Annotated in this window: 24 protein-coding genes; 12 read left to right on the top strand and 12 right to left on the bottom strand. The window is 61.6% G+C overall.

The features are described from left to right. Positions 1–3: 3 nt before the first annotated feature. From HZ993_RS00425 to HZ993_RS00410, 4 genes are all read left to right on the top strand, one after another. Complete coding sequence (locus HZ993_RS00425) at positions 4–660, top strand: ABC transporter ATP-binding protein (protein ID WP_209395315.1); 657 nt, start codon at positions 4–6, stop codon at positions 658–660. A 126-nt stretch (positions 661–786) separates the two neighbouring features. Further along, a complete protein-coding gene (locus HZ993_RS00420) occupies positions 787–1,374 on the top strand; it encodes a PEP-CTERM sorting domain-containing protein (protein WP_209395314.1) in 588 nt (195 codons plus the stop codon). Between the two features lie 151 nt (positions 1,375–1,525). Next, positions 1,526–2,185, top strand: coding sequence for a glutathione S-transferase family protein (locus HZ993_RS00415; protein WP_209395313.1), 660 nt, complete (start codon positions 1,526–1,528; stop codon positions 2,183–2,185). A gap of 6 nt (positions 2,186–2,191) precedes the next feature. Continuing rightward, positions 2,192–2,668, top strand: coding sequence for a RidA family protein (locus tag HZ993_RS00410; RefSeq protein WP_209395312.1), 477 nt, complete (start codon positions 2,192–2,194; stop codon positions 2,666–2,668). 103 nt (positions 2,669–2,771) lie between these two features. On the opposite strand, the gene HZ993_RS00405 is transcribed toward HZ993_RS00410, so the two are convergent. The 7 genes from HZ993_RS00405 to HZ993_RS00375 form a co-directional block, all read right to left on the bottom strand. After that, positions 2,772–3,281: a hypothetical protein gene (locus HZ993_RS00405; protein WP_209395311.1), complete on the bottom strand. Its 510-nt coding sequence runs from the start codon at positions 3,279–3,281 to the stop codon at positions 2,772–2,774. Continuing rightward, entirely contained in the window at positions 3,265–4,527 is a 1,263-nt protein-coding gene (locus tag HZ993_RS00400; RefSeq protein ID WP_209395310.1) for a sialidase family protein, read from the bottom strand. Before HZ993_RS00400 ends, HZ993_RS00405 begins: the two co-directional genes overlap by 17 nt. Before the next feature lie 16 nt (positions 4,528–4,543). After that, positions 4,544–6,850 (bottom strand): TonB-dependent receptor, encoded by a 2,307-nt coding sequence (locus tag HZ993_RS00395; protein WP_209395309.1) that lies wholly within the window; start codon positions 6,848–6,850, stop codon positions 4,544–4,546. An 81-nt stretch (positions 6,851–6,931) separates the two neighbouring features. Further along, positions 6,932–7,342 (bottom strand): DUF2946 family protein, encoded by a 411-nt coding sequence (locus tag HZ993_RS00390; RefSeq protein WP_209395308.1) that lies wholly within the window; start codon positions 7,340–7,342, stop codon positions 6,932–6,934. Positions 7,343–7,381: 39 nt separating this feature from the next. Continuing rightward, positions 7,382–7,876 carry a copper chaperone PCu(A)C gene (locus HZ993_RS00385; protein WP_209395307.1) on the bottom strand — a complete coding sequence of 165 codons (495 nt, stop codon included), beginning with the start codon at positions 7,874–7,876 and terminating at the stop codon, positions 7,382–7,384. Positions 7,877–7,901: 25 nt separating this feature from the next. Continuing rightward, on the bottom strand, positions 7,902–8,453 hold the full coding sequence (locus tag HZ993_RS00380) for a YcnI family protein (protein WP_209395306.1): 552 nt from the start codon (positions 8,451–8,453) through the stop codon (positions 7,902–7,904). A gap of 113 nt (positions 8,454–8,566) precedes the next feature. Further along, entirely contained in the window at positions 8,567–8,926 is a 360-nt protein-coding gene (locus tag HZ993_RS00375) for a DUF2946 family protein (protein ID WP_245213765.1), read from the bottom strand. 49 nt (positions 8,927–8,975) lie between these two features. Here HZ993_RS00375 and HZ993_RS00370 point away from each other — a divergent pair, with 49 nt between their 5' ends. Then, positions 8,976–10,847: a fibronectin type III domain-containing protein gene (locus tag HZ993_RS00370; protein WP_209395304.1), complete on the top strand. Its 1,872-nt coding sequence runs from the start codon at positions 8,976–8,978 to the stop codon at positions 10,845–10,847. A 145-nt stretch (positions 10,848–10,992) separates the two neighbouring features. Continuing rightward, positions 10,993–11,469: a hypothetical protein gene (locus tag HZ993_RS00365; protein WP_209395303.1), complete on the top strand. Its 477-nt coding sequence runs from the start codon at positions 10,993–10,995 to the stop codon at positions 11,467–11,469. 116 nt (positions 11,470–11,585) lie between these two features. Here the strand turns inward: HZ993_RS00365 and HZ993_RS00360 are convergent, their stop codons facing one another. From HZ993_RS00360 to HZ993_RS00350, 3 genes are all read right to left on the bottom strand, one after another. Further along, positions 11,586–13,481 (bottom strand): propionate--CoA ligase, encoded by a 1,896-nt coding sequence (locus tag HZ993_RS00360; RefSeq protein WP_209395302.1) that lies wholly within the window; start codon positions 13,479–13,481, stop codon positions 11,586–11,588. A 193-nt stretch (positions 13,482–13,674) separates the two neighbouring features. Beyond that, positions 13,675–14,289 carry an isochorismatase family protein gene (locus HZ993_RS00355; protein ID WP_209395301.1) on the bottom strand — a complete coding sequence of 205 codons (615 nt, stop codon included), beginning with the start codon at positions 14,287–14,289 and terminating at the stop codon, positions 13,675–13,677. 20 nt (positions 14,290–14,309) lie between these two features. Beyond that, a complete protein-coding gene (locus tag HZ993_RS00350) occupies positions 14,310–14,561 on the bottom strand; it encodes a hypothetical protein (protein ID WP_209395300.1) in 252 nt (83 codons plus the stop codon). Positions 14,562–14,794: 233 nt separating this feature from the next. Here HZ993_RS00350 and HZ993_RS00345 point away from each other — a divergent pair, with 233 nt between their 5' ends. Beyond that, a complete protein-coding gene (locus tag HZ993_RS00345; protein WP_371816954.1) occupies positions 14,795–15,169 on the top strand; it encodes a C40 family peptidase in 375 nt (124 codons plus the stop codon). A 51-nt stretch (positions 15,170–15,220) separates the two neighbouring features. Here HZ993_RS00345 and HZ993_RS00340 read toward each other — a convergent pair whose 3' ends face one another. Further along, entirely contained in the window at positions 15,221–16,819 is a 1,599-nt protein-coding gene (locus HZ993_RS00340) for a thioredoxin fold domain-containing protein (protein ID WP_209395298.1), read from the bottom strand. A gap of 132 nt (positions 16,820–16,951) precedes the next feature. Between HZ993_RS00340 and HZ993_RS00335 the strand changes: the two genes are divergently transcribed. The 4 genes from HZ993_RS00335 (at position 16,952) to HZ993_RS00320 (ending at position 18,841) form a co-directional block, all read left to right on the top strand. Further along, positions 16,952–17,119 (top strand): hypothetical protein, encoded by a 168-nt coding sequence (locus tag HZ993_RS00335; protein ID WP_209395297.1) that lies wholly within the window; start codon positions 16,952–16,954, stop codon positions 17,117–17,119. A gap of 84 nt (positions 17,120–17,203) precedes the next feature. After that, positions 17,204–17,683, top strand: a complete 480-nt coding sequence (locus tag HZ993_RS00330) for a VOC family protein (RefSeq protein ID WP_209395296.1) — start codon at positions 17,204–17,206, stop codon at positions 17,681–17,683. Positions 17,684–17,686: 3 nt separating this feature from the next. Beyond that, positions 17,687–18,289, top strand: a complete 603-nt coding sequence (locus tag HZ993_RS00325; RefSeq protein ID WP_209395295.1) for a DUF6151 family protein — start codon at positions 17,687–17,689, stop codon at positions 18,287–18,289. A 12-nt stretch (positions 18,290–18,301) separates the two neighbouring features. Beyond that, positions 18,302–18,841: a GNAT family N-acetyltransferase gene (locus tag HZ993_RS00320; protein ID WP_209395294.1), complete on the top strand. Its 540-nt coding sequence runs from the start codon at positions 18,302–18,304 to the stop codon at positions 18,839–18,841. 170 nt (positions 18,842–19,011) lie between these two features. Here HZ993_RS00320 and HZ993_RS00315 read toward each other — a convergent pair whose 3' ends face one another. Further along, on the bottom strand, positions 19,012–19,491 hold the full coding sequence (locus tag HZ993_RS00315) for an Lrp/AsnC family transcriptional regulator (protein WP_209398193.1): 480 nt from the start codon (positions 19,489–19,491) through the stop codon (positions 19,012–19,014). Positions 19,492–19,647: 156 nt separating this feature from the next. Here HZ993_RS00315 and HZ993_RS00310 point away from each other — a divergent pair, with 156 nt between their 5' ends. Next, positions 19,648–20,688, top strand: coding sequence for a zinc-dependent alcohol dehydrogenase family protein (locus HZ993_RS00310; protein WP_209395293.1), 1,041 nt, complete (start codon positions 19,648–19,650; stop codon positions 20,686–20,688). Positions 20,689–20,772 lie beyond the last annotated feature (84 nt).

Genomic DNA, 20,772 nt, shown 5'->3' with positions numbered 1-20,772 from the left:
TCTATGAACCTACAGATCCAATCCTTAAGCAAACACTATGGCGATACGCCGGTCTTTGCGAATGTGTCCTTAGACGTCGCACCGGGCGAATTCGTCGCCATCGTTGGCGAATCTGGCGTCGGCAAATCCACCCTGCTCAACTGCATGGCCGGGCTGGACAGCTGGGACAGCGGCACCGTACTGCTGGACGGCACCGACCTGGGCCAGTTGGACGACGACGCCCGTGCACTGCTGCGGCGCAAGAAGGTGGGCTTTGTATTCCAGGCCTTCCACGTGTTGGGCCATCTGGATGTAACCCAAAACGTGGCCCTGCCGCTGTTGCTGTTAGGCACGCCGGACGATGCCCGCGTGCAGGCCATGCTGGAGGCCGTAGGCCTGCAGGGCATGGGTGGGCGGCTGCCGCAGCAGCTCAGCGGCGGCCAGTTGCAGCGTGTGGCCATCGCCCGCGCGCTGGTGCACCGCCCCACCCTGCTGCTGGCCGACGAGCCCACCGGCAACCTGGACCCCACGACCGCCACCAAGGTCATGGAAGCCCTGGTGGCACAGACGCGGGCGCATGGCACTTCACTGGTGCTGGTCACCCATTCGGAGGCGGCCACCGCCCGGGCGGATCGGGTGTTGCACCTGCGAGTGGACGGTATGGCGCCGTTCAAAAGCTGAACCACTGTTCGCCGCTTACAACCGGTTGCAATTGGCGGCCAGCCATTAGTCCATATGGACTATTGCGATGCAGCAATGCTCCTCCGACAATGAAATCCCGACTGTTATTAACCAAACATCCATTCCATGAACATCAAATCGCTCGTCGTTGCCGCAGTCAGCGCAGTTGTACTGTCCTCTGCCGCCCATGCATCGTTCATCACATTTACAGACCGTGCCGCTTGGGAACTCGCCGTTGGCGGTACCTTCTCCGAAGAAGCATTTGACGATGCCGTACTCTCCGGCTTCAGCCTCGAAGAAGTGGGCAGCGGCCACTCCTCTGGCATCAATGGCGGTGTGTACCATGACCGTACGGTCCTGGATAGCACCTACACCAACTACCACTTCGGTTCCATGATCAACGCCTTTGGCGCCAACTGGGATCTGACACCCGGTGGCCCAGGCCAAGGCCTGCGCCTGTTCCTGGGTGGCGAATTGGTCACCCCCCAGATTGCCAATACGTTCTCCGGTGGTTTCTTCGGCGTGGTGTCTACCACTTCTTTTAACCTGGTGACGGTGCGCAGCGGCAACTTCGGTGGTGGAGCTGAAACGCACAATGTGGACAACGTGGTGTTCACCTCGGCCGTACCAGAGCCAGAGTCTTACGCCCTGATGTTGGCTGGTTTGGGACTGATGGGTGCAATTGCCCGCCGTCGCAAGGCCAAACAAGCCTGATAAGACCCCGGTCTTGTCGAACAAAAAAAAGGAGCTTCGGCTCCTTTTTTTGTACTTTAATTTGTCAGTTGCTTGACTGCACAGCCTTGTAAACCCAGGCCGGAACCGGCCAAGCGACTAACTGTCGCTGCTACACAAGGATTGAACAACCATGGCGCTCACCCTCTATTACCACCCACTGGCATCTTTCTGCCACAAGGTTCTGGTCGCCCTCTACGAGAACAACATTGCGTTTGAAGCGCGCATGATTGATCTCGGTGCAGAGCAAGACCGTGCCACGCTGAGCGCCCTGTGGCCCTTCTGCAAGTTCCCCGTGCTGCAAGACCACACCAGCCAGCGCAGCGTGCCGGAATCGTCCATCATCATCGAATACCTGGACCGGTTCGGAGAGCAAAACCCCATGGTCCCCCGCAACGCCGAAGACGCCTTGCAGGTCCGCCTGTGGGACCGCATTCTTGATAACCATGTGCATGAGCCCATGCAAAACATCGTGCTCGACCGCATACACGGCTCACAAGGGGACATGGCCGGTGCCAGGGCCACTATCCAGACCGCCTACGGACTGATCAACCAACAGGTGGCATCGCAGCCCTGGGCCGCGGGGCACAACTTCAGCCTGGCCGACTGTGCCGCCGCCCCTGCCCTCTTTTACGCCCACACGCTGGAGGCCTTTCCAGAACACCATGTGCATCTGCACGCCTATTTTGAGAAACTGATCGCCAGGCCGTCGGTCCAGCGTGTGCTGGCCGAGGCCAAGCCCTACTTCCCCATGTACCCGTTTTACAGCGCCATTCCGGCGCGGTTTTTGTAATTCACCATGACACTTTCACGCCTGGACATCGCCCGCCAATTCGCCGAAAAACACGGCCTGGACTTGCTCGCACCCCTGGTGATTGGCGGCAACTATGTGCCCGCAACGGAGCACCATGGCGTGGTGTATGTCAGTGGCCAGGTCCCGCGCGTGGGCACTACCGTCACCGCCTTGGGACGTGTCGGCGAGGCCGTCAGCCTGGAGCAGGCCCAGGCCGCTGCCGAGGTGTGCGCGCTGCGGGTACTGGCCATACTGGAACAACAGTTTGGCCTGGAGCGTATTGCCAAAGTCTTGAAGCTCAATGTGTTCACGCAGAGTGCAGCCCACTTCACGCAGCAGAGCGAGGTGGCCGATGCCGCATCCAACCTGCTGGCAGCCGTCTTGGGCCACGACAGCGGCCCGCACGCCCGCACCTCGGTGGGTGTCTACCAGCTACCCAAGAACGCAGCGGTAGAGCTGGACGCCACCGTGGCGCTGCGTTAGAGATCGAATCTCACCTCCTCCGCCTCGCTAAGAACCGAGAACCGTTGCGCGCCGTCGTTAACCTCGTGAGGGGCGCCCCGGAGCTTGGGTGGGGTGTAGAGGCCTACAACAACCAGGCCTTAAGCTGCTTGGCATCCGGCTGGCCCGTCACCCGTTGCAGCTTGCCGTCTTTGCCCACCAGCACCAAATACGGCGTAATGTTGCGCCAGGTGGGATCTACCGCCTGGCGAATGGCGGGCTCGAAGCCATCAAACGCATAAATCTTGGTGACACCGGCATAGTGGTGCGCATGGGCCAAGGCCCGCTGACCCTGCACGTCCATCAAAATCGCCGCCATCTCTACTGGTTTGCCAGAGGCCAGCACCCTTTGGTGCAGGGCGTCGAAGGCTTCTGGGCAGGTGGCGCAGAAGCTGTTGGTGAAGACGTAGGCCGCCGGCCGTGGCCCGCTGCGCAACAACTTGGTCCAGGTCGAAGCATCGAAGTCTGCTACTGTAGTGATAGCGCTGTGCTTATGTTCTGCGAGGGCTAGAGCCGCATTTGGCATATAGACACTGGGTAAAACCAGGGCCGCGGCCAGCAGCACACGCCGGAATAAATCAAAACGAGAGTTCATACACCTGTACCTCCTTGGGGTTGCGCCACACCACCGCCATGCGGCCACCGTGCTGCACGGGGCGTGCAAAATCGTTTTCGCCATGCACCTGGCCCAGCTTGCGCTCGGTGAAGGTCTGGCCACCGTCGGTCGACAACCAGGCCTTGAGCGTGCTGACCATGCCATCGCTGCTGCGCCACACCACAGCTACACGTTGACTATCGGCGATGACGCTGGCGTGTTCCGCACGGTCGTCGGGTAGCCTGCGCACGGTCGTGGCGTCTGGGCTGCCGTCGGCCTTCAGGCGGGCGTAGCGCACGCCGGGTTCCATGTCGCTGCCCCGCTGGCGTATGCCAAACCACACCGTGTGAAAGCCTCCACCAGTGGCCGCAGCCAGGCCGGGGCCGTGGTGGGGGCAACCGTTGACCTGCCAATCGTCAAAGGTGGCGCGCACCGTTGGGGCTGGTGTTGTGCCCGGTGCAGGCGCGGTGGCCAATGCGGTGAACGCATGGTCGCGCACATTGGGCTCAAACACATGGCGCCACATCGCGTTCAACACCCCATCGCCGCCCTGCGCCAGCGCAATGCGGCAGCACTCGCAGGAGTGGTCGGCCACCTTGGTGTCAGGGCCAAACGTGGCGCCACCATCCAGCGACACATTGCGGTAAATGGCCGCGCCCCGGTAGCTGGACTTGTTGTTGCCCAGCTTGGGCGCGACCTCCAGGTCGCGCTTGTCGATCCACACAGTGTGCAACGCGCCCTTGGCGTCAAAACCGATGGACTCGAAGCGGTGGGTGATTTCCTGCTGGTCCGCATGCACAGTGGTGGGCTTGGAGAAGGTCTTGCCACCATCCGTGGACCGCAGCATGCGCACCCAGCCCGTATTGGGTTTGGGCAGCGGGCGGGTGTAGGCGATCAACACCGTGGCGTTGGGGCCGAACAGCAGCTTGGGATGGTTTTCACCATCGGCCGAGATCGGGTCGCCATCGGTGTCCAGCACGCGGGGCACACTCCACTGGTTCGTGGACCCCGCAGGTGTGCGCTGGATCACCAACTGGTTGTTGGCATCCAAACCCACCCACCACAAGGCGCCGTCCGGCGCAAAGGCGACGCCTATGCCCAGTTGCGGCTTGGGCTTGCGCTCAGACTTGGCGGCCGACATGCCGCCATGACCAGCTTGCGCAGGCTGGGCATGGGCACTGCCAAGTCCCCACACCAACAGCAAGGCAAACAAGCGCAGCGCGTTGCCAAAGAAAAGTTTGTTCATCGTCTACCCCAAAGTCTTACAGAAGGCTATAGCGCAGCTCGGTCTGCACACTGCGCTGCGGCATGGTGTGCGATTGCCAAGCCGGCCGGTTGGCCACATTGTTGATACCAACGCCCCATTCCCAATGTTTGGCAAATTTCCAGCTGGCTTTCAAGTCCAACTGGCTCACGCTGGAGACGCCACCAAAGGTGTCTGGATTGTTGTCGATGTTCAGCTCGGTGTTAAACGGGCTGCTGGCCCAGCGGTAGGCCGCACCCAGCACCCACGCGGCATTGGGCCGGTAGCTGGCTTGCAGGGTGTAGCGTTGCGCGGGTATACGCAGCCATTTCTTGCCCACCTGTGCCGGGTTGGCGGCGTTGGCTTTTACCTCGGCATCTGTCCAGGTAAAGCTGCCGCCCAGGTCGAAGCCTTTCACACCCACATCACGCGTGGACCACACCAGCTCCAGGCCCTGGGTCAACACACGGTCCACATTGCTGACGCGGGTCACCGTGGGGGTGACGGTGGCGTCCGTCTGGCGCAGGATGGTGTCGGTCACGTCATCACGGAACAGGCTGGCGCGTATCCAGTGGGTGCCCCACTCCCGCTCAGCTGACAGCTCCACCGAGTCCGACACTTCGGGGCGCAGGTTGGGGTCGCTGGTGGTGATGCTGGCACCGGTCTTGGTGCCGTTGAACAGTTCGTCCACATTGGGGAAACGCACACCGCGGCCCAGGCTGGTCTTCACGGTGATGTCGTCCGTGGCCGCCCAGGCCAGCGACAGCTTGGGGCTGGTGGCGGTGATGCTGCGGCTGGGGAAGGCATTGGCGGCAACGGGTGGGCCGGCAAAAAACTGCGAACCGTCGGCGGATTCAAAATTCTCAAACCGCAGGCCGGTGGTCAGCATCCAGTCGGGGTTGATCTTCCAGGCATCTTGCGCGTAGAGCGCGGTGATGGTGGTCTTGCCGTAGTAATTCTGGTTCAGCGTGGTCTCGTTGTTGCGCCAGTCGGTGGCGTTGTTGACCACGTTTTCCAGTTTGTACTGGTTGCGGTGCAGGCCAAAAACCAGTGCGTGCCGGCCGTTGCCAAAGTCACTTTCACTTGGGGTGTAGGTGGTTTGCACTTCAAACGTGTTCCAACCGGTACCGTCGCGCCGGGTCACGGTGCCGGCGCCACCCAGGTCGGCCAGCGGCTGGGCCAGTGTGGCCTGGCGGGCCGCGTCGTTGACGATTTGGTAGTCGGTGGCCACCACCGAGGCGTTCCAGCCCTTGGTGTTTTTGGTCTTCCAGGTGGCGCCCAGCTGCCGGTGGGTTTCGTCGCGCTGGCTGGGGGCAAATGCATCGGCGGCCACGGTGAACTGGCGGCTGCCATCTTTCACCAGACCGCTCCACACGGGGTTGCCCGCCGCATCACGCAAGTAGGTGGTGTTGCGCACGGTACTGTCGTCGTGCCACCAGGACACACGGGCCTCTATCTCCTGGGTGGCAGATATCTCGTAACCCAGACGTATGTTGACGGTGTCTTGTTTGTTGTGGTCTATTCCGGTGGCGCCAAACACGGCGCGGTCACGGCTTTGTGCATCGCGGTCGTACAGGATGCCGGTGACCGCTTTGGCCGCCGCCGTGGAAGAAACGGTGGGGGTGGCAAAGGCACCGGCGGTAGACCCGCGCACCGCATTGGCATATCCCATGGGGTGGCCTTGGCTGTTTTGGTGCTGCATGCTCAGCGCGTACCACAGGCCCGAATCCGTGCGCGCGGCGATGCGCCCGGAGAACTGTTTGCTGGTGTAGTTTTCGCTGGTGGCGTATTCGTTGAAGCCCTGCTGGTTGAGCTTGATGCTGGCCGATGCCTCCAGGCCCTTGGGCTTGCGCTCGGTGACGATCAGCGTGGTGCCAATGGAGTTGCCGGGGTAGATCGCGGAGAACGGGCCATACAGCGCGTCGACGCGCTCTATGGCTTCCACATTGACCATGTTCCAGCGCGGCGCGTCGAAGCGCCCCAGGAAGTTGGAGATCAAATAACCGTCCAGGTACACCAGCGCACGACCCGGTTGCAGGGTGCCGTAACTGCGTCCGGCTACGTTGGCATTGCGATCACCCATGTAGCGTTTGCGCACACTGGTGCTGGGCAGGTTGACGGCGATGTCTTCGGGGTTGTAGATGTTTTGTTCGCGCAACTGCTCGGCCGTTTTACTGGCGGTGTTGCTGGGCAAATTGGGGTCCAGCGGGGCGCGGCTGCCAGCGACTTGAACGGTTTTGAGTTGGGCCTCGGTGGCAATGCCTTGGGCCAGGACAGACAAGGGAAATGCGGCGGCGACAGCCAGCGCGATGCGATGCAATTGCATGAAAGAAAATCCGAAGTATCAATAAAGAAACCAGCCTCTAGCCCCCGTGAAATGGGCTCTAGGCGCTATACATTTGATAGTTCAGAGCAACGGTGGCCCGCGGGGTGGCGGTACCAATGCGCGCGGGGCGCTGTAATAGATGGTGTGCGAGACCGTGGGTGTCTGCGGGCCGTCTTGCACAGGAACGGCGCAGACCAATGGGCTGGGGGGTGGGGCAGCGCGGTCGCTGCTGTGCAGGCAAAACGGGCAGTGGGCCATGGATGCCGCTCCGCCCTGCCCACCATAGGGGCCAGGCTCGGCACCATCGGCATCCGAAGCCACCACGCCGTCCGGGGCCGTGGTGCAGATCGCGCCATAACCCGGTGCACCGTTTTGGCTCCAGGCTACTGCGTGTGAAAACGTGGGCACCAAAACACCCACCAAGGCCACACACAGCGCCAACCACACCGCCCAGGGGCGGAGTCGCTGTGACAACATCTGGTGTGTAGACATCAGGGGATGGTGTTAATGCAGTGTTGGGTCAGACGGGGCTTAGTGTTTGTGGTCTGCGTGGCCACCGGCGCCGGCGCCCGCGCCAGCTCCAGCCGGCGGTGTTGACGACACGGGCAGCTTGATCTCCAGCTTGCTGGGCACGCCCTTGGCGTCCTTGAACAGCAGCGTCACGGGGATGGTGGTGTCCTTTTTCAGGGGGGTCTTCAGGTCCATCAGCATCACGTGGTAACCGCCGGGCTTGAGTTCGACGGCCTTGCCCGCGGGCAGGTCCAGGCCGCCCTCCACCGCGCGCATCTTCATCACGTCGCCGTCCATCTTCATCTCATGCACCTCGGCCACACCCGCCACGGGTGAGCTGATGCCGACCAGTTTGGTGGCGTCTTTGGCGGTCAGGGTCATGAAGGCGCCGGTAGCCTTCTGGCCCTGCACGGTGGCGCGGGCCCAGGCGGCCTTTACGTCTACGGATTGGGCCCACGCGGCGGTGGACAGAAGGGACAGGACCAGGGCGATAGGGGTGAAACGGTTCAGTGTCATAGTGACTCCAGAGTTCAATTCTTGTTCAATGGTTGTGGCCACCAGCGGCCTGGATGTCCAGCACCTCCAGCAGCGCGGCGGGGCTCTTCATGCCCTTGGTAGAGGTACCGGTGGCAGGCACGTCGACCCAGGCGTTGACGCCCTTGGTGCAGGTCTGTACGACCTTGAACCACAGCGGCCCGGGCTTGGTGGGTGTGGTGCCGCGCAGTACAAATTCGTCGTAGAAGTCGTTGGGCAGTGCGTTGTCGGGTGTGCCGGCGGTCCAGTGGATTTCGAGCACGCCTTCAGTAAAGGTCTTGCCGTGGGATGTGTAGGGCTGGGCCAGCTTGCCGGTGACGGTGCGCACCGTCCAGCCGGGTTTGGGCATGGGCTGGGCGCCATTGAAGCCGGCGGGAATCGTAACGGTGATGCCGGTGGTGGCTGCACCATCACAACCATGGCCTACACGCAGCGTAGCCCGGTAGCTGGCACCCGCCGCAGCGACTCCATCCTGCAGAACGATATGAGAAAAAGCGCTGCTAGCCCCCGAGGATGCTAGGTATGCAGCTACCAAATGGATAGCAAATTGGTATTTCATGGTGAACCCGCTGAATCTGGAATACAGGTTGTGGCGGGCAGCCTTGGCGGCCACACTGCCCACAACACGGTGAATCAATGCACCACAACCCGCCACAGGGGCCGGTCACGGACTCAGACGGATGCGGGCGGCCCGCGGGGTGGGAACGGTGCGGCAGAGCGGCGGGTACTCTGCGGGTCGGTTGTGATGGACAGTGCCTGGGTCAAGCCCATAGGGGCCAACACCTGCAAGGCGACCCGGGGCGGGGGTGCGCCGGCGGCGGCGCACAGCGGGCAATCCAGCGTGTTGGCCTGCGAGCCACTCAAGCCACCATCACCCTGGTCCAACTGGACCGTGATGGCGCCAGCGGCCGAACACACCAGTTGCATGCCCTTGGGCTGCACCAGCGGTGACGCAATCGCCACCCCCATGGACACCACAAACCACACCAGCACGAAGCGGGCTAAGAGGTGGGCGTTGCGCAGGGTTTGCATTGGGTGCATTATCGCAGCACTGCCGCGCCACACCCAGGAGGTCTGCACCATGCACCCAAGCACCACGCGTTCGTTAGGGATGGGGTTACTCCTGGCATGCACCGGCTGGGCGCTGGCTCAAACCACGCCCACGCTTGTCCAGACCAGCACCGGCTACACGTTGAAGATTCCCTACCTGGAGTTCAGTCCCGGCGGTGCCAAGCAGGCCTACACGGCCAAGGCCACAACGGGGGATTTGTCCACCTTCACTGCCGACACTGGCTCGGTCGCACCCACAGCCGTACAGAGCGGCGTCAGCAACACCATCACGCTGCAACAGACCGGTGGCACCTATGTGCTGGCGTTTCCGTATGTGGAGGTGGACGGCCTGGCCCAGGCCTACAGCGCCAGCCTGACCACGACCAACCTGTCGCAATGGACGGTGGTGCCGAACTCGGTGTCCGTGGTTGCCACATCCAACACACTGGCGCCGCCCACGGGTGTCGCCGTCAGCGGGCCTAACTCCCAAATCGTAGGCAGCTTCAGCTTCGGCTCGTCCAGCAAACTCAGCGCCACCTGGACAGCACCTACCAGCTTTGCCGTACACCACTTCGAGATCATTGGCACAGAGTCAGTGGGTGGCACACGCACCAGCGTCAGCGCCTTTGCAAGTGAAACCGCTGCGACATTGACCGGGCTAAAGGCCTCCACCGCCTACCGCGTAATGGTGAGGGCCTGCCAGGATGCAGCCTGCACCTTGTATGGCGCTGCAGCACCCGTGAGTGCCACCACATCCACCGAATACTGGCAATTACAAGGCAGCGGTGCCAGCATCAGCGGCCTGACCAAGGTGGTATCCGACGGGAACGCCCGCCTGAGCGCCACACGCATAGGCCCGGACGCCGGCACGGCCAATGCGGGACGGGTTCAGTTTTATTACGGCCCCATGTTCAGCCAGGGCAGCACCGCGTCGCTGGCCGTGGCGGTGGGCAATGCGGCGGCCAATGCCGCCACACCCAGTAGCTACCTCAGCTTCACCAGCAAGGCGGGCACCTCAGGCCTGGTCAACCCGCCCACCTCCAGCACCGCGCGCAGCATCGCCAGCGTGGCCACCGGCCAGGGCGTGCCGCTGGCCGCCAACCTGGGTAACAAGGTGCGCGTGTTTTTTGAAGCTGCGGGCAGCGATGGCAAGACGCGCATCTACTCCGTGGACAGCAAGGACGGCTTTGTGGGCCAAGACTTCAACAGCGGTGCCGCCCTGACCTGCTCCACCGATGCCGACTACGCCAGCACGGGCGGCTGCGCGCCCACCCTGGTCATCGGCGTTGACGGTGACGCCACCGGCGGCAACCTGCGCATCAAGAATGCGCGCCAGAACAAGGTCGCCCACCCCACCCAGACCGACTGGCGCTGGGACGGCGCACCGGGCGCCTTTATGGTGTTCACCACCGACAGCGTGGCCAGCTGCAGCACCGTGCAGCAGAACCACGGCTACGCGGTGTGGGACGGCACCCGCTGGAACGTGCAATACCGCTCCGACGGCTGCCCCAAACTCTTCACCAGCGCCCAGGCCTGCCTGCCCATGCATGTGGGCGGCGCGCGCTACAAGATGTACTGCGGCGACCCGTCCATTACCGCGGGCAAGGTCACTGGCTCCAACCTGCCCTTTTTGGGCCCTAAGAAGCTGATGTATGCCGACGGCAGCGGCAGCGGTGCGGACGCCACCGTGGAGTTTGAAGACTGGGAGGCACAGACCGCCTCACGCGATATTGCCTTCTTGTGGCCCAACGGCACACGGCTGGACGACAAGGCCGAGGGTTACATCGACGACTACCACTTCCTCGCGCCCACCGGTAGCCTGGACCTGCAGGTGGGCTACCTGACGACTACCGATGGCGTGGTGGTGCCCTTTGCCGTGGCGGCGATCCTGCTAAACCCCTGAGGCAAGGCGGGCCGCTGGTTGTGTGCAGCGCAGCATGGAAATAGTGACCGCTGTGCAGAGAGTTGCCGCAGAATGGTTTCAAGTTGGTACGGAAAACGTCTCAGAACGCTCCCCCCACTAGCTCCCCTCAGAGGCACTGACCACCATGCAATTTGCCGAAGAAGACTCCCTACTCCCCGTGGCGCCCGACTGGCGCCCCAAGAACACCTGGTGCGTGCTGATGGTGGATGACGATGCCGAAGTCCACACCGTCACCCGCCTGGCCCTGCGCGGCTACGAGTTCCAGGGCCGGTCCCTGGAGTTCATCAGCGCCTTTTCGGGTAAAGAAGGCCAACAGATTTTTGAAGACCGCAAAGACATCGCCCTGGCCCTGGTAGACGTGGTGATGGAGCGTGATCTGGCCGGCCTGGAGCTGGTGGACTACGTACGCCAAACGCTGGACAACCACCACTCCCGCCTGGTGCTGCGCACCGGCCAGCCCGGGTTGGCGTCGCGCAAAAGCAGCTTCGATGCGCATGAGATAGACGACTTCCGCGAAAAGACGGACCTGACCATTCAAAAATTGAGGGCGTTGTTGGACAACCAGTTGGGCGCGTACCGGGGGCCGGGGTTGCTGCAGTAGCGAAGACCGTGGCAGCGCTGACCGCGGCTATCGAATCTAAAGGTGACCTTGCCCTTGCCAAAATCATCTGCAACCCCTCGGGCCAGATTGATGGATTGGATCCTCTGACTCGATACTTACACTAGCAAATCTCGTATCTGCTGCAAAGCCGCCGGGTCTTCCATCGTAGTCAGATCACCCGGGTCACGCCCTTCACACACGGCCTGGATGGCGCGGCGCAGCAGCTTGCCGCTGCGGGTCTTGGGCAACACGGTCACAAAACGCACACGGGCCGGGCGACCCACCGCGCCAATGCTGTTGTCCACCACCTTCATCACTTCGGCCTCCAGCTTGGCGCGGGCCGCGTCATCTACCAGTGCACTGGCATCCTTGACCACGGCAAAGGCGACGGCCACCTGGCCCTTGAGCGCATCTGCAATACCCACCACGGCAACCTCGGAGATATTGGGATGGCTGGAGATGCTCTCTTCAATCTCACGTGTGCCCAGGCGGTGGCCGGCGACGTTGATGACGTCGTCGGTACGGCCCAGGATAAAGAAGTAGCCATCTTTGTCGCGCACACCCCAGTCGAAGGTGTTGTAGACCTGCTTGCCGGGAATGCTGCTCCAATAGGTTTTGACAAAACGGGCATCGTCACGCCAGACCGTCTGCATACAGCCGGGCGGCAATGGGCCTTCGATGGCGACCACACCCTTCTGGTCGGCACCCATCAGTTCTTCACCCGTGTTCTCGTCCAGCAGCTTGACGTTGTAGCCGTACATGGCCACGCCCGGGCTGCCGAATTTGCTGGGCTTGGATTCGACACCGTTGGCAATGCTCAGAATCGGCCAGCCGGTTTCGGTCTGCCAGTAGTTATCGATGATGGGTTTGCCGCCCAGCCCTTGGCTGATCCACTGTGCGGTGGGTTCGTCCAGCGGTTCACCCGCCAGAAACAGTGCACGCAGGCTGGACAGATCGTATTTGGTGAGCAGGGCCGGATCTTGTTTCTTCAGCACCCGCACAGCGGTAGGGGCACTGAACATGACCGTTACCTTGTACTTTTCGACCAGGCTCCACCAGATGCCGCCATCGGGTCGCGTGGGCAGGCCCTCATACATGATGGTGGCCATGCCGGCGATCAGCGGGCCGTAGATGATGTAGCTGTGGCCCACCACCCAGCCGATGTCGCTGGTCGAGAAATAGGTCTCGCCTGCCTTGCCGCAGAAGATGTGCTCCATGCTGGCCGCCAGCGCCACGGCGTACCCGCCGGTGTCGCGCTGCACACCTTTGGGCTTGCCGGTGGTGCCGCTGGTGTACAGCGTGTAGCTGGGGTGAGTGGATTCCAGCCACACGCAGGGGACAACGGTGTTCAGATGTTTTTGCCGCAGAGCCCCCCAGGAATGGTCGCGTCCCGCTACCATTTCCATAGCAGCCAGTTGCCTGTCGGCCAGCAGCACGGCTGTGGGTTTGTGGCTGGACAGGCTGATCGCTTCATCCAGCAGCGGCTTGTAGGCGATGGCTTTGCCCCCCCGCGAGCCCGCATCGGCGCTGACGATGACCGTGGGGCTGGCGTCTTCAATGCGCGAGGCCAAAGAACCGGCCGCAAAACCACCAAACACCACGGAATGGATGGCGCCAATACGGGCGCAGGCCAGCATCGCAAACGCAGCCTCTGCAATCATGGGCATGTAGATCAAGACCCGGTCGCCTTTTTGCACTCCCAGCTCCAGCAGCGCGGCGGCCATGCGCTGCACCTCGGCATGCAGTTGGGTGAAGGTGTAGACCTGCTCGGTATTGGTTTCGGTGGAGACGGCAATCAGCGCGGGCTGGTCGGGCCGGTCTTTGAGGTGGCGGTCGACCGCGTTGTGGCACAGATTGGTGGTGCCACCGACAAACCAGCGCGCGAATGGCGGGTTGCTGTAGTCGCAAACCTGTTGGGGCGGCGTCTGCCAGTCAATGCGTTTGGCCTCTTCGGCCCAAAAGCCGTCGCGGTCGTTTATGGAGCGGCGGTAGAAATCTGCGTAGGCGGTCATCGTGCATCCCTAGAATCAGTAAAACTGAATTCATAATTATGAGCATGCAGCTTGCAGGCGCCTGACGCGCCACACTCGTCCGCCGACCCGCTAGGGAGCTTGGGCGGTAAGGCGCTCTGCGCAGGTAAACGGGGAGCCCGCGCAGCGGGCGGAGGACACGGAGCAGAGCGCTTTACCGCCCATGCTCCCGGAGTTACTTGATGAGCGCCTGCATCGCCTTGAAATCTGGATGCTCGGCACTGCGGATCCACTCAAAGGCCACCATTTCGGTGGTCACCAGCTCCGCGCCAGCGCCAGCCAGACGGTCAAAGGCGGCATCTCGGTTGCGCTCGGTACGTGAAGTGCAGGCGTCGGTGACGACCCAGACCTCAAACTCATCTTCCATCAGATCCAGCGCCGTCTGCAGCAGGCAGACATGGGCTTCACAACCGGCCAGCACAATCGTGCCACGCGGCTCACTGCCAGGGGGCGGTTTTTGCAAATGTTTGGGCAGGCTGCGGGCATTGCCCTGCACCGGCTTGGGCTCAGGGCGCAACCATTCGCCCAGGCCCTCTTCCACCGCGCTGAACTGCATCTTGGACAAGACGCGCGCACCAGCCTGCTGCAAGGCAGCCGCCAGTTCAGGCACGCTGCCCCCTAGCTTGGAAGGATTTTGTTCGGTAGCAAAGGTCGGCACGCGCAAGAGCGCGGCCAATTGGGCCAGGCGCACTGCATTGGCCAGCACGACGGGGCCGTCCAGCAATGCGGGCATCAGGCGTTCCTGGTAATCCACCAGCACCAGCTGGGAGTCTTCTATATCTAACAGCATGCTGCGTGGCCAGGATTGGTTTAAGAACGCTCGGCCGCGGCGGCGGCGGTAGCCTCGTCCAGCGCCTTGCAGGACGGGGAACACACGGCCTGCGATTTGCCCAGCACCTTGCGGGTTGTCATCAGCGAACGCGCCCGGTGCTTACCGCACAGGAAACACGACATGGTGGCGCCACCAAACGACGCAGCGGCCATGAATGGGGAGCCGGAAACCTTGGATTTGTACCGCAGTCCGTCCGGTAAAACGGTTGTCTTTGATTCTGCTTTTGCCATGTAATTACCCTCTTTAGCCTTGGCTTGACGCCGTGAAAACCACGGGTTAAGCTCCATCGATGCGAATTATCCTCGTTCTTACGCTCCTTTTCCTAGCCTTTAGTGCATACGCCAAGCCCCAAACCCAACCTGACGACATAAACACACTCCTGGCAGAACGAGGCCTCTTAGGACGAATCGGCGAAGTTAGCCACAAAATGGAGGCAAAAGCATCCGAGTTAGTGGTAAATGCGATGACTTTCCTCGGTGTACCCTACAAACGCGGCGGTACCGACGCCTCCACCGGTTTTGACTGTAGCGGATTTGTCCGTGCGATTTTTGAGCAAACCGCCGGGCTAGTGTTGCCCCGCAAGGCTGTGGAACAAGCCGCAGCATCCCAAAAAATCGAACGCGCAGATCTGCAACCCGGAGACTTGGTGTTCTTCAACACCATGCGCCGCGCTTTCAGCCATGTGGGCATTTATGTTGGCGAAGGCAAATTCATCCACGCCCCCAAACCGGGCGCTGAAGTTCGGGTCGAAAGCTTGTCTGTTGCCTATTGGGCACGCCGGTTTGATGGCGCCCGACGCGTTGCGGTAGAGGACGCCCCCGCTCCCAGCGTTCCTTAACGCCCTGCTTTACGGCCCCGCTTTGCGTTCTGCGGGGCCTTTCTCAACAACTCAAGCCTTTTTACCTGCCTTGGCAAACACGCCGGTACAGGCGTCACGCGCGCTGTCCTTCTCGGGCAGTTTGGCGCACACCGCATTCAGCTGAGCCGTAAGTTTTTGCACCACCGGTGTGTGTTTGCCACCGGCATTCCAGGTGTTGAGTTGTGCACCCATCTTCTCCAGGCTGCGGCGGTTGCGCTCATAAAAAGTCTCAGGCGCAGCGTCCAACTCCCCAATCACCTGTGCGGCAGCCTTCTCGATGCGGGCGCTGTCCTGTGGCGCCATGGTGATCAGCTTCTGCACGTAACCACTGCCCCACTGCAGGCGGGTGGCCGGGCCCTGGGAGCCAGCGTAGGCCTTCTCGGCCCAGTCCAGCGCAGAGACCTTGTCATCGCGCAGCTTGGCGTTGGATGACAGCACCAGCATGTGGTAGTAGCTGGACACGGCCTTGGGCAGCTCGGTCTTCAGCATGGCGTCCGATGCGTCGATCAGGCCCACCTGGCTCAGCAGGTGCGCGGCCGATGGGATGACCGCCTGGCGTTCGTATTTGTCCGTGCTGCTGGTGTCGGCCTTGGTGGCTGCCGCCTGGGCTTGTGCCACCAGTTCGGGTGCGAGCTCGGGTTTGGCGCCCTTGGGTTGGTCCATCAACGCCAGTGCCACCTTGGCCTGCACAGCGCCCAGTTGGTCGGCCTTGGACAAACCGGCATCGACTGACAATTTATCCAAAGCAGCGTTCAGGGCGGCCAACAGCGTGGTGCGCTCCGCCGTGCCAGCCGTGGTCAGCACGGTCGCGATGTCGTTGGAGTAGTTGACAAAAATATCGCCGTTTTCCCGCGCACGCGGTGCGTCACCCAGAATCTTGTGCACTTGGGCCAAGGCCTGCGCTTTGTCCAGACCGGTCGTCTTATCCTGGGCGGCCATGGCCACGGACCGCAGCGTCAGCCGCGCGGAGGCCTCTTGCTGCTCGGGCGGGCATTTCTGCGCCAGCTGATGAACGGTGGACGCCAGGTCTTTCTTGGGTAGCAACTGCGCCTCGTCAATGTCCCATGCGTAATAAGCCAGCATGCGCCAATCATCGGCACTCAGTGCAGGTGTTGCACCGGGCGCGGCCATGGCGGCGGTCAGTGTTTCCTTGATCGGTTGTGTCGCGCTCATGCCCATCTTCAGGATCTGCATGTACTGCGCTGCGTCCACCTCCCCGGGCAGGCGTGTCAGCTCCGTGCCGTCGGGTTTGAACAAAATGGTGGTGGGGTAACCACGCACCTTGAACTGCGTGCCCAGTTTTTGCGCACCGGGCGTGTCGCCATCCAGATAGACGGGAATGAAGCCTTTGCTGCGCTCCACAAAGTCTGGCCGGTTGAACACCGTCGCCTTTATCTGGTTGCACGGAGGGCACCACACGGCGCCCCAATATAAAAACACTGGCTTGTTTTCTGCCTTGGCCTTGGTAAAGACCGCATCCAAGCTTGCGCCCTCGGGCTTGACCCAGCCTATGGTGGCAGGCGCCACAGCGGCGGCCGGTTTGGCGGGGGGTACTACGGCGACTTCTGGCGCCTTGGAGCAAGCCAGCAATACAGCGGGGATGGTGGCAAGCAATGCTAAACGTGTCATGGAGAGCAAACCCTTGTGAGGAAAACTTAGGATTTTGCGCCAAGTTGCAGCACGCCGCATCCGGTGACACCCCTAGCCACCCGCAAGGCACTGCCTTTACCTGCACTTCAGCTTCAGCTTCAGTTTACGGGCATGCAAAAGCCCCATCACCCCAAGCCCCAGTGCCGCCCCCTGCCCCTCCAGGTTTTCACCGTGGACTGGGCACTGGCCACCATGGGCTTGCCGCTACCCGGTATGACCCGCATCGCCGCCAACCCGTCCGCCTATGGCGCAAGGGCAAACAGTTGCCCCTGCAAGTGACGATGGACGATGCTTCTGAGTGCCTGCACTCTAACGTCGCTCAATTTGCGAGAATGGCTCATCTCTCAATTCAGGAGAACCACCATGGCCAGCAAAAACACGGTCTGCATTTGGTACGACGGCACCGCGCTCGATGCCGCCACGTTCTACGCCAAGACGTTCCCGGACAGCACCGTAAACGCCGTGCACCACGCACCGGGTGACTACCCGTCGGGCAAACAGGGCGATGTACTGACGGTTGAGTTCACAGTGATGGGCGTTCCCTGCCTGGGCTTGAACGGTGGGCCAACCTTCAAACACACCGAGGCGTTCTCGTTCCAGGTGGCTACCGACTCACAGGAAGAGACCGACCGCCTGTGGAACGCCATCATCGACAACGGCGGCCAGGCCAGCGCCTGCGGTTGGTGCAAAGACAAATGGGGACTCTCCTGGCAGATCACCCCGCGTATGCTGATGGCCGCTATCAGCAACCCCGACCCCGTGGCCGCCAAACGCGCATTCCAGGCCATGATGGAGATGACCAAGATTGACATAGCCGCCATTGAAATCGCACTCCGAGGGTGACACGTGCCAAATATTCACACCATTCAATGCCAATGCGGCCAGATCCGGGGCCTGCTCTCTTCCACCATACCCTCCAACCGCTGCGTTTGTTACTGCGACGATTGCCAGGCTTTTGCACGGCACTTGCAAGCCCACCGCACACTGGACACGCAGGGCGGCACTGAGATCATCCAGGTACCGCCCTCCAACCTGCAGTTCACCCAGGGCGCCGACAAGCTGGCCTGCCTGCGCCTGACCGACACCGGTATGCTGCGCTGGTACGCAGCCTGCTGCAACACCCCCATTGGCAACACACCCGCCAAACAGGGTATGTCCTTTGTAGGCCTGATCCACACCTGCCTAGGTGACGCTGCAGGCCGAGAAGCCGCGTTCGGCCCGGTGACCATGGTGGTGGGCGTCAAGACCGCAATCGGTGCAGACAAGCCCGTGCAGAAGGGGCTGTTCAGTGGCATCGCCAAAACCATGGCCATGATCCTGAAGGCACGCCTGAACGGCGCCTACCGGCGCAATCCCTTCTTTCAACAAGACACCGGTGTTGCGGTGGCAGTACCCACCGTGCTGTCGGCGAATGAGCTGCGCGCGGCAAAAGCATCCACCGCATCCTGACCCGGGCCTGTTATGTCTGCCCTAGTACTCGTACCCCCAAGCGCCCACCTGCGCGACTCGTACCGCGCGCTGGTTGCGGAGTTTGTTGCCTACGGCAATGCACTGGTCCCGTTCACCCTGTCGTTTGACCACACGGACTTCGACGCCTTTTTGAGCCAGCTGGCCGACTGCGCCAAAGGCGTGAGCGTGCCCGAAGGTTTTGTCGCCCACTCCACCTTCTGGCTGGTACGCGACTGGACCGAAGTGGTGGGTGTATCCAACATCCGCCACAGCCTGACGCCCGCGCTGCTGCGCGATGGCGGCAGCATAGGCTACGGGATCCGCCCCACCGCGCGCCGCCAAGGCCTGGGCACTGCCATCTTGCGGCTGTCGTTGTTGCGGGCCGCGCATCTGGGCGTGGGGCGCGCACTGCTCACCTGCGCCAAGCAAAACGTGGCGTCTGCGGGCGTGATTGTGCGCAATGGCGGTGTGCTGGAGTCCGAAGAGTTTCTGCCCGACAGGGGCGAAGTGGTGCAACGCTACTGGATCACTCCAAACACCGCCACCAGCTAACGGCTTAAGCAAAATCTGCCTATAGCCCCCGTGCAATATAGCTACTTAGCTATCAAATACATAGTAATGAACTCCGTCTGATCCTCAACCAGCCGTTCCATAATGGGCGGGTGGTACACGCTGAAGTGGCCCGCCGACGCTGGTGATGTCCCCCAAGCCACCAACACCAATCAGACGGAAAACATATCCACCACGGGCAAGCGATTCGACGCCTTCATCTCCCGCAAGGACAAGTTCGACCGGATGCTCGACACGAATGGCAACTTTCTAAGCACCGTTTCCACAAAACGGCTGTAGTCATCAAGGTCTCTGGCGACCACCTGCAGCAGGAAGTCGGCCTCGCCGGTCGTGTTGTGGCAAGCCAGCACATTGGGGCTGGCCTGAATGATTTTCTCGAACGCAGCGGTCGACTCTTCACTGTGCCGCGTAAAAGACAGCTGCACAAACGCCATCACCCCGAAGCCCAACTTGCGGCGGTTCAGCATGACCTGATATCCCTCGATGACGCCCTGCTCTTCCAGCCGCTTCACACGCCGCCAGCAAGGCGTTTCGCTCAGCGAGAGCTGCTCGGCGAGTTTGGCGTTGGACAGGCGGCCGTCACGTTGCAGGTGATCCAGGATTTCGGCATCTGTTTTATCAAAATCAGCTATTTGAGTGGATCCTTCCAGTTTTTCTACATTGTAGAAATATAGCTCCACAAAATGCCGTGTTTGGTAGTGAAGAAGGAAAGGTAATTTCAGACGAAATCACCCATAATTTTTGGACCGCAAAACTCAAACCACCCCCAGATATAAGGAGCATCCCCCATGAAAGCCGTAGTTTATGAAGCCTTTTCCGCCCCACCCCAACTGAAAACCGTGCCGGACCCCACACCCGAGGCACATGGTGTTGTCGTCAAGGTGCAGGCCACGGGTGTTTGCCGCAGTGATTGGCACGGCTGGGTTGGGCATGACACCGACATCGTGCTCCCCCATGTTCCTGGCCATGAATTGGCGGGCATTGTGGAGGCGGTCGGCAAAGACGTATACAAATGGCGGGTGGGCGACCGGGTCACCGTGCCATTTGTAGGGGGCTGCGGTACCTGCCCAGAGTGCCACTCGGGCAACCAGCAGGTTTGCGAAAGGCAGTTTCAACCCGGCTTTACCCACTGGGGTTCGTTTGCCGAATACGTCTCCATCCACAAGGCAGATCTCAACCTGGTGGCCTTGCCCGACACGCTGGACTTTGCCACCGCTGCCAGCCTGGGGTGCCGCTTTGTGACTTCGTTCCGCGCGGTGGTAGACCAGGGCAAAACGTCCGCCGGGCAGTGGGTGGCGGTGCACGGCTGCGGAGGTGTGGGCCTGTCGGCCATCATGATTGCCAACGCGGTGGGGGCCAACGTGGTTGCCATCGACATCTCGGATGAAAAGCTAGCCATGGCGCGGGCCATGGGTGCGGTTGCCACCGTGAACGCGACCCAGGTGGCCAACGTGGTGGAGGCCGTGACCGACATCACCCAAGGCGGCGCCCACGTCTCGCTGGATGCACTGGGCCACCCCACCACCTGCTTCAATTCGATCAGCAACCTGCGCAGGCGCGGCAAACACATACAGGTCGGGCTCATGCTGGCGGAGAACAGCACACCCGCCATCCCCATGGCCAAGGTCATCGCCCACGAGCTGGAAATCCTGGGCAGCCACGGCATGCAGGCACACCGCTACGGCGCGATGCTGGACATGGTGCAGTCCGGCAAACTGGCGCCCGAAAAACTCATAGGCAAACAGATCAACCTGGAGCAATCCATCCATGCATTGATGAACATGGACAGGTTCGACGTGGCCGGCGTAACCGTGGTGACTGAGTTCTGAAGTCGCCACCACAAAGTATTTTCAGATAATTTGCATCCGTTTGAGGAGATCCATCGTTTGTCTTAGGTGCCGCAATGCAGCGCG

Source organism: Rhodoferax sp. AJA081-3, from assembly GCF_017798165.1.
Classification (GTDB): domain Bacteria; phylum Pseudomonadota; class Gammaproteobacteria; order Burkholderiales; family Burkholderiaceae_C; genus Allorhodoferax.
This window is presented reverse-complemented; position numbering and strand designations above follow the sequence as displayed.